This window comes from Bacillus sp. 522_BSPC, assembly GCF_001076885.1.
Taxonomy (GTDB): Bacteria; Bacillota; Bacilli; order Bacillales; family Cytobacillaceae; genus Niallia; species Niallia hominis.
Window position 1 is genome coordinate 1 of sequence record NZ_JVDT01000165.1, and the last position, 14,555, is coordinate 14,555.

The 14,555-nt window shown below is 33.7% G+C and carries 12 protein-coding genes; 4 read left to right on the plus strand and 8 right to left on the minus strand.

Annotated elements, in window-relative coordinates:
- Nucleotides 1-419: 419 nt before the first annotated feature.
- From ADJ83_RS14180 to dnaA, 8 genes are all read right to left on the minus strand, one after another.
- Entirely contained in the window at nucleotides 420-1,496 is a 1,077-nt protein-coding gene (locus ADJ83_RS14180) for an HD-GYP domain-containing protein (protein ID WP_048718110.1), read from the minus strand.
- A gap of 215 nt (nucleotides 1,497-1,711) precedes the next feature.
- On the minus strand, nucleotides 1,712-4,225 hold the full coding sequence (gene gyrA, locus ADJ83_RS14185; protein WP_031535629.1) for a DNA gyrase subunit A: 2,514 nt from the start codon (nucleotides 4,223-4,225) through the stop codon (nucleotides 1,712-1,714).
- Between the two features lie 171 nt (nucleotides 4,226-4,396).
- Complete coding sequence (gene gyrB, locus ADJ83_RS14190; protein ID WP_048718112.1) at nucleotides 4,397-6,328, minus strand: DNA topoisomerase (ATP-hydrolyzing) subunit B; 1,932 nt, start codon at nucleotides 6,326-6,328, stop codon at nucleotides 4,397-4,399.
- Nucleotides 6,329-6,386: 58 nt separating this feature from the next.
- A complete protein-coding gene (remB, locus tag ADJ83_RS14195) occupies nucleotides 6,387-6,632 on the minus strand; it encodes an extracellular matrix regulator RemB (RefSeq protein WP_031535625.1) in 246 nt (81 codons plus the stop codon).
- Nucleotides 6,633-6,647: 15 nt separating this feature from the next.
- Nucleotides 6,648-7,766, minus strand: coding sequence for a DNA replication/repair protein RecF (gene recF, locus ADJ83_RS14200; RefSeq protein ID WP_048718115.1), 1,119 nt, complete (start codon nucleotides 7,764-7,766; stop codon nucleotides 6,648-6,650).
- Nucleotides 7,767-7,782: 16 nt separating this feature from the next.
- The gene (yaaA, locus tag ADJ83_RS14205) at nucleotides 7,783-7,995 is read right to left on the minus strand and encodes a S4 domain-containing protein YaaA (protein WP_031535621.1); all 213 of its coding nucleotides are present in this window, start codon (nucleotides 7,993-7,995) and stop codon (nucleotides 7,783-7,785) included.
- 216 nt (nucleotides 7,996-8,211) lie between these two features.
- Complete coding sequence (gene dnaN / locus ADJ83_RS14210; RefSeq protein ID WP_031535619.1) at nucleotides 8,212-9,345, minus strand: DNA polymerase III subunit beta; 1,134 nt, start codon at nucleotides 9,343-9,345, stop codon at nucleotides 8,212-8,214.
- A gap of 198 nt (nucleotides 9,346-9,543) precedes the next feature.
- Nucleotides 9,544-10,884 carry a chromosomal replication initiator protein DnaA gene (gene dnaA, locus ADJ83_RS14215; protein ID WP_031535617.1) on the minus strand — a complete coding sequence of 447 codons (1,341 nt, stop codon included), beginning with the start codon at nucleotides 10,882-10,884 and terminating at the stop codon, nucleotides 9,544-9,546.
- A gap of 1,109 nt (nucleotides 10,885-11,993) precedes the next feature.
- Between dnaA and rpmH the strand changes: the two genes are divergently transcribed.
- The 4 genes from rpmH (at nucleotide 11,994) to jag (ending at nucleotide 14,349) form a co-directional block, all read left to right on the plus strand.
- A complete protein-coding gene (gene rpmH, locus ADJ83_RS14220; RefSeq protein ID WP_016201470.1) occupies nucleotides 11,994-12,128 on the plus strand; it encodes a 50S ribosomal protein L34 in 135 nt (44 codons plus the stop codon).
- 374 nt (nucleotides 12,129-12,502) lie between these two features.
- Nucleotides 12,503-12,850: a ribonuclease P protein component gene (gene rnpA / locus ADJ83_RS14225; protein WP_048718118.1), complete on the plus strand. Its 348-nt coding sequence runs from the start codon at nucleotides 12,503-12,505 to the stop codon at nucleotides 12,848-12,850.
- A gap of 141 nt (nucleotides 12,851-12,991) precedes the next feature.
- A complete protein-coding gene (gene spoIIIJ / locus ADJ83_RS14230) occupies nucleotides 12,992-13,726 on the plus strand; it encodes a YidC family membrane integrase SpoIIIJ (protein ID WP_396953903.1) in 735 nt (244 codons plus the stop codon).
- Nucleotides 13,723-14,349 (plus strand): RNA-binding cell elongation regulator Jag/EloR, encoded by a 627-nt coding sequence (jag, locus tag ADJ83_RS14235; RefSeq protein ID WP_048718119.1) that lies wholly within the window; start codon nucleotides 13,723-13,725, stop codon nucleotides 14,347-14,349. Before spoIIIJ ends, jag begins: the two co-directional genes overlap by 4 nt.
- The last annotated feature ends 206 nt before the right edge of the window (nucleotides 14,350-14,555 follow it).

Here is a 14,555-nt window from a genome sequence, read left to right on the forward strand (position 1 = left end):
AGTTGATTAGCTCATTGCTAAACTCTAGCTTTTTATTACTTGTTGTCATTCTATAACATTCGTTATAAAACGATTATTGTTGACGTTTGTTTGTTCAGTTTTCAAAGAGCAATCTCATAAGAGACAACTTTCAAATAGTAACACATTTTCACTTATTTAGTCAATATGTTTTTTAAAAGTTTTTTCAATGTTCTCTTGCTGACTTGTATTATTATAGCAACGTTTATACATGTATGCAATAGTTTTTTTAAAAATTTTTCAAAAAGATTACGTGTTTCTTTCTAATAGATTCTTTTTCACTTTGTCCATTTGTTCTATCGTATCATTTACCTACATTAATAGACATCCCTTTCTTAAGGGAATATCTATTTTCTCTATAAATTGCAAGGTGACTAATTCTCTGTTTTCTAATCTTTTTATCAATACTCTAAAATCTCTTCTATGAATAGATGTCTATTTTTTTCTAAATCAAGAATCAAATCATTTTGTAATGTTTTAACAAGCGGTCTTGTTGGAGTGCTACTTATAAATAAAATTTCTGCTTTTTCTCCATTGGATAATCTAATTTTGCTTCCTGTAGTAAATTGAGTAATAGCATTGCTTAGTGATTGTAATATAGTTAAATCAAATTTTCCAAAATGATCCTGATGCATTTGTTCCATTACACGAAAAGGAGATTGCTTCTTCCGATATAATCTCTCCGATGTCATTGCATGAAATGTATCAGCTACAGCTATAATCTTTGCAAAGGCATGTATCTTATTATCTGCATTCCCCATTGGATATCCGCTTCCATCAATTCTTTCATGATGCTGATAAATTGCAAGGCGCGTTTCATTTTTTAATAAAGTATGTTCCGGAATCATTTCTAAACTATATCTTGTATGTTTTTTCACTTCATTAAATTCTTCTTCTGTTAAAGGTTCTATCTTATTCAATAATCGTTGATTAATCTTAGCCATTCCAGCATCACTTAAACAACCTGCTAGAGCAACTTGAATCACATCTCTATAGCTATAGTTCATTTTTTGCGCTATAAGTGCACTAATAACGGAAACTGCAATAGAGTGCTGATACAAATATTCCTTTTTGTTTGATAAGTGATAAAGAGAAAAAATTTCTTTTGAAACAGTTTCTAGTTCTTCTAATAATGGTAAAAGGATCGTTCTAACATTTGCTATATTCACTGGTAATCCAGATTGCCAAGAAATAAATTCCTTTTTATATAATTGAACCGTCTGCAAAAATAGAGACAAAAAATCATTTTTCTCTTCTTCTCTAGTTTGATTGTGAATAGATGGCGTAGATTCGATCATAATCGTACCATCTATTTGCGTATTTTCGATGGTAACTTCCTTTACTAAGAAAGCTTTTAATATCTTTATGTGTTCACCCGCTAATACCGTTTTCGCAGTAATTATTGGTCTATTTGTTCGTACATATATATCTTCTGCTAAAATACTTCCTGGATTTAACTCTTCCACATTTATAATCATTTGAAACCACCTTATAATAACGGACTTTTTTACTATTTTAATGTATTATTTTTGAAATGCAACCCCATTCAAATAAGACTATACACCTAAAATGATTTATAAATAATTTTTTTTACAGCAATGCACGATGTTTTACGTAAATCTTAAAATATTTATTTACCTCTAAAGAACATAAAAAAATGCCTTAAGGTTTCCCCTAAGACATTCAAAGTATATTACTCGTTTGAATCCGCATCATTTTCTAAAGACTCTTGTTGCGTTTCTTCAGAAAGTTCATCCGCTTCCTCTATTTCATCTTCTTTTTCTACAATAGCAACAGTAGCAACAAATTCATTCTCATTTTCATTTAATTTAATCAATCGAACACCTTGTGTGCTTCTGCCCATAGTTGAGATATCACTTACAGCCATTCTGATTAAAACGCCACCTGTTGTGATAATCATTAAATCTTCTTCCCCGTTCACTACTTTCATTGAAACAAGGGTTCCATTCTTATCGGTGATATTACATGTTTTGATCCCTTTTCCGCCTCTACCTTGAACTCTATATTCATTGATTGGCGTTCTTTTTCCGTATCCATATTTAGTTACAACTAGAATTTCGGAATTTTCTTCAAGTACTTCCATTCCTACCACTTCATCATCAGATGATAAAGTAATACCTTTTACCCCTGTTGCCGTTCTACCCATGGAACGTACATCTGTTTCTGGGAATCGAATAAGCAAACCATTTTTCGTTCCAATAATCATTTCCTTTGATCCATCTGTTAAGCGTACAGAGATTAACTCATCGCCCTCTCTTAAATTAACAGCGATTAGACCATTATTTCTTATATTAGCAAACGAAGATAATGGAGAACGTTTAGAGATTCCTTCTTTTGTGGTAAAGAATAGGTACCAATCATCTACAAATTCGGAAACAGGAATAATCGCATTTACCCACTCGTCTTTTTCCACACCTAAAAGGTTAATAATTGGGATACCTTTGGCTGTACGGCTGAATTCTGGAATTTCATACCCTTTCAAACGGTATACTTTCCCTTTATTCGTAAAGAATAGGATAGTATCATGGGTCGATGTGGAGCTTAGCTGTTCAACAAAGTCATCCTCATTTGTTCCCATTCCCTGAATTCCGCGTCCACCACGTCTTTGCGCTCGGTAAGTAGAAGCTGGTAGTCTCTTAATATAACCATTGTGAGTTAACGTAATGATAATATTTTCTTCCGGAATTAGATCTTCATCTTCTATTGTTTCAATTCCGCCAGCAACAATTTCTGTACGACGAATATCGTTAAAGCGCTCTTTTACTTCTAAAAGCTCTTCGCGGATAATTTCTAAGATTTTTTCTTCATCTGCTAGAATTGCTTTTAATTCAGCAATTAACTTCACTAATTCTCGATATTCGTCCTCGATTTTCTCTCTTTCCAAGCCAGTTAATCTTTGTAGACGCATATCTAGAATTGCTTGTGCTTGTTTTTCAGAAAGATTAAAATTCGTCATTAATCCTTCACGAGCAATATCTGTTGTACGAGAACTACGAATCAAGCTAATCACTTCATCTAAATGATCAAGCGCAATCCGCAAACCTTCTAAGATATGCGCTCTTGCTTCTGCTTTTCTTAATTCAAATTCTGTTCTTCTACGTATAATTACCTTTTGATGATCTAGATAATAAGCTAGACATTGTTTTAAGTTAAGTACCTTTGGTTGTCCATCTACTAGTGCAAGTAAATTGATACCAAAGCTTGTCTGCATAGCTGTATGCTTGTATAGGTTATTTAATAATACATTTGCATTTGCGTCTTTTCGAACTTCAATAACAATACGCATTCCAGTTCGGTCAGATTCGTCTCGTAAATCCGTGATGCCGTCAATTTTCTTATCACGTACTAGTTCTGCAATGCGTTCTACTAGTCTCGCTTTATTGACTTGATAAGGAATTTCTTTCACAATAATAACTTCCTTACCACTAGGCTTCACTTCAATTTCTACTCTAGCACGTAAAATAATAGAGCCTCTACCAGTTTCATACGCTTTTCTAATTCCACTTCTACCAACAATCATCCCATATGTAGGGAAGTCTGGTCCTGGTATGATTTCCATTAATTCAGGAATAGTGATATCTGGATTTTTACTAACTTCAAGAACACCGTCAATAATTTCTCCCAATTGATGTGGAGGAATATTGGTAGCCATTCCAACAGCTATCCCACTCGTACCATTTACAAGTAAATTGGGGAAACGAGAAGGTAATACTACTGGTTCTTTCTCTTCTCCATCAAAGTTTGGCTTATAATCAATTGTGTCTTTATTAATATCTCGCAATAACTCCATCGCTATTTTAGACATTCTAGCTTCTGTATAACGCATTGCCGCAGCTGAATCACCATCTACGGAACCAAAGTTTCCATGTCCATCAACGAGCATATAACGATAGTTGAAATCTTGTGCCATACGCACCATTGTTTCATAAACAGCACTATCACCATGTGGGTGATACTTCCCGATTACTTCTCCAACAATACGTGCAGATTTCTTGAACGGTTTATCTGAGTGCATTCCAAGATCATGCATTGCATATAAAATACGTCGATGCACGGGCTTTAAGCCATCTCGTACATCTGGAAGTGCACGAGAAACAATAACACTCATCGCATAATCTAAAAAGGAATCACGCATTTCTTTACTTATATTTCTATCTTTAATTTGAGAATTTGGCATATCAGCCATGGAAAGGAACCTCCTTAAGAAAACATTAGATTTTCTGCCTCATCTTAACGAATAGACGTAAGAGAAAAAGTCAAGTCTAATCGAATTCCTCATAATTAATAGGAATAACTAACGTCTAAAGAAATACACAAGGTGCCAATTAAATCAGCACCAAATTTCTTTCCCTATCTTTTAAACATCTAGATTTTTAACATAAGTTGCATTTTCTTCGATAAAGTTTCTCCGTGGCTCTACTTTATCACCCATAAGCATTTCGAATGTTTCATCTGCTTCAATCACATCATCTAAGCTTACCTGTAAAAGTACCCTTTTCTCAGGATCCATTGTTGTATCCCATAATTGCTCTGCATTCATTTCCCCTAATCCTTTATAACGTTGAATATTCGGCTTAGGATTAGCTGGCAAGTTGCTTAAAACTTGTTGCAATTGCGGATCACTATAGGCATATTCAAGCTTTTTCCCTTGTTTAATACTATATAAAGGCGGCTGTGCAATATAGATGTAGCCAGCTTCTACTATTTTTCTCATATAACGATAGAAGAAGGTTAACAATAGTGTTCGAATATGTGCTCCATCGACATCAGCATCTGTCATAATGACAATTTTATGATATCTTGCTTTCGATATATCATAATCATCACCAATTCCAGTACCAATTGCAGTAATCATGGAACGAACTTCATTATTGGACAAAATCCGATCTAATCTCGCCTTTTCTACGTTAAGGATTTTCCCTCTTAAAGGAAGTATCGCTTGGAAATGACGATCTCTCCCTGATTTTGCGGAACCACCTGCAGAGTCACCCTCTACAATGAATAGTTCGCTAATTTTGGGATCTCTTGAGGAGCAATCTGCCAATTTACCAGGTAAACTCGAAACTTCCAGTGCACTTTTTCGACGTGTTAATTCTCTTGCCTTCTTTGCTGCTATTCTTGCTCGTAAAGCCATTTGACCTTTATCGACAATTTTGCGAGCTACTGTGGGATTTTCTAAAAGGAATTTCTCTAGATGTTCTGAAAATACAGTATCTGTAATGGCACGGACTTCTGAATTTCCTAATTTCGTTTTTGTTTGTCCTTCAAATTGTGGGTCTGGATGCTTAACGGAAACAATTGCAACGATTCCTTCCCTAACATCCTCTCCAGAAAGATTTACATCCGATTCCTTTAATAGGCTGTTTTTTCTTGCATAATCATTAATCACACGAGTAAGTGCTGTTTTGAAACCAGATTCATGCGTTCCACCTTCATGTGTATTAATATTGTTAGCAAATGAAAAAATATTTCCTGTATATCCATCATTATATTGGAAAGAGATTTCAATGTTTATACCGTCTTTTTCTCCTTCAATATAAATTGGTTCCTCGAAAAGCACCTCTTTATTTCGATTTAAATGCTCTACATAAGATTTTATACCACCCTCATAATGGTATTCTTTCCTTTTTTCCATTCCTTCACGCGCATCTTCAATGGTAATCCGAATATCGCGATTTAAGAAAGCAAGTTCTCTGATACGGTTAGCCAATATTTCAAAATCATACTCTAACGTTTCTTTAAAAATATCACCATCTGGCTTAAACCGAGTAGTTGTACCAGTATGGTCTGTTTCACCGATAATTTTTAAATCAGCAACAGGAACACCCTTTTGATATTTTTGGTAATAGACATTTCCATCACGATGAACAAAAACCTCTAATTCAGTTGAAAGAGCATTTACAACAGAAGCACCAACACCATGAAGTCCTCCAGAAACTTTATAGCCTCCACCGCCAAATTTTCCTCCGGCATGAAGAACAGTCATGATTACTTCTACAGCAGGTCTTCCCATTTTCTCCTGAATACCAACAGGAATTCCGCGCCCATTATCTTTAACAGTAATACTATTATCCTTTTCAATGATGACATTAATCTCATTACAAAAACCAGCTAATGCCTCATCGATACTGTTGTCGACAATTTCCCAAACTAGATGGTGCAGACCTCGACTACTTGTTGACCCAATATACATTCCTGGTCTTTTTCTAACAGCCTCTAGGCCCTCTAAAACCTGTATCTGACTTTCATCATAAGATTGTTGTTCAACTGGATTTTGTTCCGTTGACATATTGATCACCTAACTTTCCATTAACATCGAAAAATTTTAACATTATTTTTTGCATCCATTAGTACTCTTGAACAGTTAACTGGACTGTTCGCTTTTTTAACGTATTAGAAGCAATCGGTGAAAAATAGATAGTATTCTTCGTAATTACAATAGATTTATAAGATGAACCTTTCCCATTAGTCATTGCTTTTTGTCTATCTAAAAATTCTTTTGAAATAGGAGATGACTCTACCGTTTGTTTATCTAGTATAGTAATAATTTCTGAAGTTCGCACAAGAATATTTTCTCCAATATGAACGTACACTTTTTCACCTCAAAGCTATTGAATCTTTTTAATCGTTCCTGATTCAACCTGAAAAGTTGCTGCTTCTTTTAAAGTATGATGGTCTATACCATCAACACTGGTTGTTGTAACAAAGGTCTGAACCTTTCCTTGAATGGTATTTAACAAATGAGATTGACGATAATCATCTAATTCAGAAAGCACATCATCTAAAAGTAGAATGGGATATTCTCGTATTTCTGAATAAATTAGTTCAATCTCTGCCATTTTAATGGATAATGCAGTTGTTCTTTGCTGTCCTTGTGAACCAAAAGTTTGCACATCTCTATTATTCACATAAAACAGCATATCATCACGATGAGGTCCAAATAAAGATATCCCTCGATCAATTTCTCTTTTTTTTAGACTTTGGAATTTTGCTTCGTATACACTCTTCATTTTCGACAAATCCTGATCTTCTGATACATCAACAGAAGGTTTATAGCGAATTTCTAGTGTTTCTAGCCCCCGAGATATTCCCTTATGAATCGGAACTGCCCACTTTTCCAGCAAGTGCAGGAATTCAAAACGCTTCGCTACCACTTTAACTGCCATATCTATAAATTGCTCTGTTAAAATCTCAAGCATCGTATGATCGGTTTGTTTATTTGTTTGTAGTTGTTTTAAGTAGGTATTTCGCTGGTGTAAAATTTTTTGATATTGTCCCATATCATGCAAATATATTGGTGATATTTGCCCTATTTCCATATCAATAAATCTTCTTCTAATTTGTGGGCTGCCTTTTACTAAGTTTAAATCTTCAGGTGCGAACATAACTACGTTCATATTGCCAATATATTGACTCAATTTCCGCTGCTCTATATGATTAAATTTTGCTTTTTTCCCTTTTTTGGCCACAACTAACTGCATGGGTACTTTCCCATGTGCTTTGACTAATCTACCTTCTATTTTAGCATACTCTTTGTCCCAATAAATAAGTTCTTTATCATTTGAGGTCCGATGAGATTTTGCCATTGCTAGAACATAGATAGATTCCATCACATTGGTTTTCCCTTGTGCATTTTCTCCTAGTATTACATTTACCTTATTCTCGAAAGAAATATCCAGTTCCTCATAATTCCGGTAATTTCTTAAAAGCAACTCATCAATATACATTTGGGTTCACCCTTTTTTATAAAACAGTGTACTTGCCAAATGAAGGAATATTAATTTCATCACCACTTCTTAACTTTCTGCCTCTGCGCTGATCCTGTTCCCCATTAACAAATACCTCATATTCCCCTAGGAACCATTTTGCCATTCCACCTGATTGTATTAACTCTGCTACTTTTAAAAATTGACCCAATGTAATGTAATCCGTATCAATCTTAATTTGATTATCCATTTTTTCACTCTCTCAACTTTAGTCGTATCTATCTATTCTACTAAATAATTAATTGATACACAAAGAAAAGTGTAATATTTCTATAAATAGATAGGTAATATTCTAAATAGTGGGGGGAAAACAGTTTAAATAACACTTATTCCCTCTAGTGCATATTCATACATCTGCTAAATATAAATAAAATTGGGTGTTCATTAAAAAGAACACCCAATACTTTTAATAAGTTCTAACCGGTAATATAAGCTGTAAAGTGGAGTCATCATTTGTTGGATGAATAACAAACGGTCTCATCGCTCCAGTAAAACTAATTTTAACTTCAGATCCTTCAAGAACTTTTAATGCATCCATCATAAATTTCGCACTGAATGATATCTTTAACTCTTCCCCGCTAACAGATTCACTTACTAATTCTTCAATAACTTTCCCTATCTCAGGTGTAAAAGAAGAAATTTCTATTACATTTTCACCCATTGTCGAAAATTTAACGACATTATTTCGACCTTCACGCGCTAACAAAGAAGCACGATCAATTGATTGAAGAAATTCCTTAGAGTTTACAATGATATCTGTTTTACTTTCGGTTGGAATCAATCGATTTGTATCAGGGTAATTTCCTTCTAACAAACGAGAGAAGAAAAGAATATGCTTTGTTTTAAATAATATTTGATTTTCTGTTACTAGAATTTCAACTGGTTCATCATGGTCATCCAAAATACGATTGAGCTCATTTAAACTTTTTCCTGGAATAACAATATTAAAAGTTTGCTCTGTTTCTGTTTCTATTTTTGCCTTTCTTAAAGCAAGGCGATGACTATCTGTTGCAATACAGATCAGGTCATTATTTTCAATTTTCCAGTTTACACCTGTCAACACTGGTCGTGTTTCTGAGGTGGACACTGCAAAAACAGTTTGTTTAATAATATTTTTTAATAAATCTGTTGGGACTTTTATCGAATTTTGTTCCGCGATTTGAGGTAAATGCGGATATTCTTCTGAATCGAGCCCATTTAGATTAAATTCTGATTTTCCTGAACGGATAGTAGTTTGCAAATTATCAACAACAATTTCAACTTGGTTGGTAGGAAGCTTTTTTACAATCTCACTAAAGAACTTTGCTTGCAATACGATGGAACCGGCTTGTTGGATCTCCACAATTTCTTGTTCATCTTCTTCTTTAGGAATGAAAGATTCAATCGAAATATCAGAGTCACTTCCAGTTAATGTTACTCCTTCTTCACTTGCGACAATTTTGATACCAGTAAGAATAGGAATGGTTGTTCTACTAGTGATTGCTTTCATAACATCTTGCACACTTTGAACAAGATTCTCTTTTTGGATGATGAATTTCATTAATTAATCCTCCGATTTAAATAATTTTTAAATGCAGTTCTAACTGCTTTTTTTAATAATATATTGTTTTAAAAAATAGTAGTAAAAGTAGTAGGTCCTGTTAGTATGTGGATAACTAGGTTTAAGCAAGGAAACACAGTCTATCAACATGTGGATAGACTGTGTCTAAAGTAAGGTAAGTTATACACACTATCCTATCTAAACTTTTAAGAGTTCATTTATTTCTTTTAATTGCTTTTGAAGAAGTGAATCAGTTAAAAGCATTTTTGATATCTTTTCATGGGCATGAATAACAGTAGTATGATCTCGACCGCCAAACTCTTCACCGATTTTTGGTAAGGAGAAATCGGTTAATTCTCTTGATAGATACATAGCGATTTGTCTTGGAAATGCAATGGATTTTGTGCGTTTTTTTGCTTTAAAGTCCTCTAATTTAATATTAAACTGCTCTCCAACTATCTTTTGAATATCATGAATGGTTATTACTCGAGGTTTAGAGCTTGGAACAATATCCTTTAATGCTTCAGCTGCTAAATCAGCATTAATATCTTTATTAATTAAAGAAGAATAAGCAACAACGCGAATAAGTGCACCTTCTAACTCACGAATATTAGTATCAATTTGATTAGCAATATAAAGCATCACTTCATTTGGAATATCTAGTCCGTCGGCTTTAGCTTTTTTTCTCAAAATAGCAATCCGTGTCTCTAAGTCTGGTGGTGTAATATCTGTGATAAGACCCCATTCAAAGCGCGAGCGTAAGCGATCCTCTAGTGTTGGAATCTCTTTTGGAGGGCGGTCACTAGAGATGATAATTTGTTTGCTTTCCTCATGTAATGTGTTAAAAGTATGGAAAAATTCTTCTTGTGTTGATTCTTTTCCAGCAAGAAATTGAATATCATCTATTAAAAGTACATCTACATTTCGATATTTATCACGAAATTCGGCACCTTTGTTGTCACGGATACTATTAATAAATTCATTTGTGAATTTTTCAGAAGATAAATATACAACTTTAGCAGATGGATTATGATCTAAAACATAATGACCGATTGCATGCATTAAGTGCGTTTTTCCAAGTCCAACTCCTCCATAAATAAATAGAGGATTGTAGGCTTTTGCAGGCGCTTCGGCAACAGCAAGGGAAGCAGCGTGAGCAAAACGATTGCCAGATCCAATTACAAAAGTATCAAAAGTATACTTTGAATTTAAGATTGTTTGCTCAGTAACTTCCTCTTCCTTTTTCTTATGCTTTACAGAAATTTGCTGATCAAACTCCTCTTCTTTTTGATTCTGAGGAATAATAAATTTTACCAGAAGTTCTTCACCGGTAATTTCATATAGTATTTCAGCAATAAGCTGAGAATATCTTTCTTCTAACCAATCTCGTGCAAACTCATTAGGTGCTGTAACAACTAGTAAATCTCCCTGCAAAGAGTGGGCTTTTGTTGGTTTAAGCCATGTATCAAAACTGGGTTTGCTGATCTTTGTTTCAATCGTATTCAATGCATTATTCCAAAGATCTGTTATATTGTTCAAGTTATCCTCGCCTCCTTTACCTAAAGTTAAACGTTATTAGCCTTATTATTCTACTAACGAGCAGATCTATCTTAAACGTGCAGAAAAAGACATATTTTCATGTCGAATTTGTTTAAAAAACTTCGTGATTACTTCAAAAAAGATCAAAAAACAAAAAAAGAGCCTTAAAGCCTTAAGATAAAACTTCTAAAAAAACAAAAAAATAGACCAATCGATGCAATAATCGCTTATAGGATTTTATTTGTTCGATGGCTAACCAACTTAAATAATTTTTTACAAAAGACCATATTTCTTTATCCAAATTGTCCAATTCCTACAAAATAGGAATCATAAAAAAAGATTTTAGACAAAATAGTGCACCCTTGTGCATGCCAATATACAAGATTACAAGGAGCTTGTCCTTTTCATATGTGGAAAAATATATTATAAGGAAGATTAGTGGTATTTCGACAGTATCCACGGATTGTGGACAACTCTGTTCAGACACATAGAATAAGATGTCCACAGTTTATCCACAGATTGTGGATAATATAGTTATGCACAGATTTTATTCAGATGTGAAAACAAAACTATAATATCAAAAATTCATAAGAACTGCAATGCTTTTTAATATCTTATCCACAAGATAACTAGGTTGTTAGTAATAAATGTCCACAAGGTATTAGTTTGTTGAAAAGTTGTAAATAACGATTGTGGAAAAAATAATCCCGTCGAAAATTATCCACAATCGTCGAAAAGATAGGAAAAACGACATAATAATAACTTGGTTTGTTTGAAAATATAATCAGAGCGAAGAGCTAGTTTTTCATTTTGAATTTTTATATCGTTTTTTTACATAAAAATTGAAAGAAGAATTTTTGTAGAATAACCTAAATGATAAAAAATATTCGTTGGAAAATAGAATAGTTGGGAAGGATATGAAGTAGAATAGAAAATTATGTGGTATACTATTTTAATGACCTTAGAAATAGAAAGGGAAAGATCACCGAAGTTAACGTGATCTATAAATAATGATAAATAAAAATGAATAGTTGACAATTAATTATCTATGTTTATATAATTGTAAGGACTGTCTATAACAGCTATTCCTCAGGGAGGTGTCATATACAATGAAAAGAACTTATCAACCAAATAAACGTAAAAGAAGTAAAGTTCACGGATTCCGTAGCCGCATGAGCAGCTCAAATGGACGTAATGTCTTAGCTCGCCGTCGACGCAAAGGAAGAAAAGTATTATCAGCTTAGGCCACTGAAACGTCAGTGGTCTTTTTTCAATTAAAAGGGAAGGGAATGCTTTTAATAGAAGGACAGCCCTTCCTTTTTTTACAATATACTCATTTACTTACGTTATTATGCCTGTCTAATTTTCTTTCAAGGCTGTTTTTTTAAAATTGGTATTTTTCAATTGGGAAAAATTTATTAAAATAACTAGCAGTTGAGTTACGAAGACGCTAGGGGGAGCAGGGAGACCTAAAATTGGTTTTACCGAGGTGCTAAAGTCTACCCCTATGATAACCGGTGATAGGAAGGCTGCTGGTCACTGGCAACAAACTTTACGAAAAAGCCTCTTTTACAAAGAGAAGAATGTTAACTTGAAGGAATTGAAGGAGTTATAAACGTTGAGAAAAGAATTCAGAATAAAAAAAAATAAAGAATTTCAGTCGGTTTTTAAAAAAGGACAATCCTTTGCTAATCGGCAGTTTGTTATTTATAAATTGGAAAAAGTGGATCAAGAGCATTTCCGAATCGGCCTTTCTGTCAGCAAAAAGATTGGAAACGCAGTTAAGCGAAATCAGATAAAACGCTATATTAGACAAGCGTTCCTTGAATTTGAAGATAAGTTGGAAAATAAGTATGATTATGTCATAATTGTAAGAAAGCCTGTTGCTGATATGGGTTTTGAAGAAGTAAAAAAGAGTCTTATCCATATTTTAAAAATAGCAAGGGTTCTATCCAAAAAGAATTAAGAGGAAAATCGCAGTTAAGCGTTTCCTATGATTCGTTTATCGGTTACAATACTTAATAAGTTAGATTTGAAAATCATGTTAAACAGGAGGATTTGCAGCTTGAATAAGAAATTTTTATTGATAGTTGGTCTGCTTTTTTTAATGACCATTTTAACAGGATGTACAGAGTTTAATCAACCGATAACTTCTGAAAGTGATGGAATCTGGAATGAGTTCATCGTATATCCACTATCTCAACTGATAATAAAGACAGCAGCCTTTGCTGGAGGTAGTTATGGTATTTCCATTATTATCGTAACTATATTAGTTAGACTAGTTATATTGCCGCTTATGATTAAACAAACGAAAAATAGTAAAGCAATGCAAGCAATTCAGCCGCAGATGAAAGAACTGCAACAAAAATATAGCTCTAAAGATCAAAAGACACAACAAAAGCTCCAAGAAGAAACGATGAAGCTTTTCCAAGAAAATAAAGTAAACCCATTGTCAGGATGCTTCCCTCTAATAGTACAAATGCCGATACTGATTGGGTTTTATCATGCTATTTCTCGTACAAGAGAAATTGCTTCTCATGATTTCTTATGGTTCAGTCTAGGGCAGCCAGATCCAATTTACTTATTGCCAATCTTAGCTGGTGTAACGACATTTTTCCAAACAAAATTATCGATGGCTGGAGCACCGCCAAATCCACAAATGCAAATGATGGTTTGGATAATGCCAGTTATGATTTTAGTATTTGCTATTAATTTCCCTGCTGCATTATCACTTTACTGGGTAGTAGGTAATATCTTTACCATTATACAAACGTATTTTATTAAAGGTCCTGAAATTAAAAATGCTGGTCAAACTAGCAAAGCAGGAGGAGCGAAGAAGTGAAAGAAATTACTGCCGTAGGACAAACAGTCGACGCAGCAGTGGAGTCAGCTTTAGCTCAGCTTAAGACAACAAAGAATCAGGTTGAAGTCATTGTTGTTGATGAAGGAAGAAAAGGATTTCTCGGTTTTGGTTCTAGATCTGCGAAAGTAATAGTAAAGAAAAAGGTAGATCCAGTTGAATCCGTAAAAAATTTTTTAAAAGATGTTAGTGAAAAAATGGGCGTTCCTATTGAAATTCGAGTGAAGCAAAATGGAAAAAATATTCTATATGAATTATCTGGTGAAAAAATTGCTTTGCTGATAGGAAAAAGAGGACAAACTCTTAATTCTATTCAATATTTAGCACAATTGGTAATTAATAGAGAATCTACAGGATATTTTAAAGTGATATTAGATGCGGAAGGTTATCGAGAACGTAGAAAACAAGCTTTAATTCATTTAGCCGAAAGAATAGCCTATAAAGCGGTGAAGATTGGAAAAGAAATCCCGCTTGAACCGATGCCTGCAGATGAAAGAAAAACGATTCATACTGCGCTGGTTTCCTTTAAAGGTGTAAAAACGTATTCCTCAGGAGAGGATGCGAAGCGACATATTATTGTTGCGCCAATAAGGGGAAAAAAATAGTTTTAAAAAAAGATCGTCTTTCCAAATGGGAAACGATCTTTTTTTTGTATAAAAATCTCCTCATCTTGTCTGCCTCTGCATGGCAATGTAATATTTTTTCAAAAATTTTTAAGCCTCCTAATGCATATATTCTAGCGAAATATTATGTTCGAATAATATTCTATTTAAATAAAAATGAATAAGAAAAAAAGCATGCTCTTTGTTTC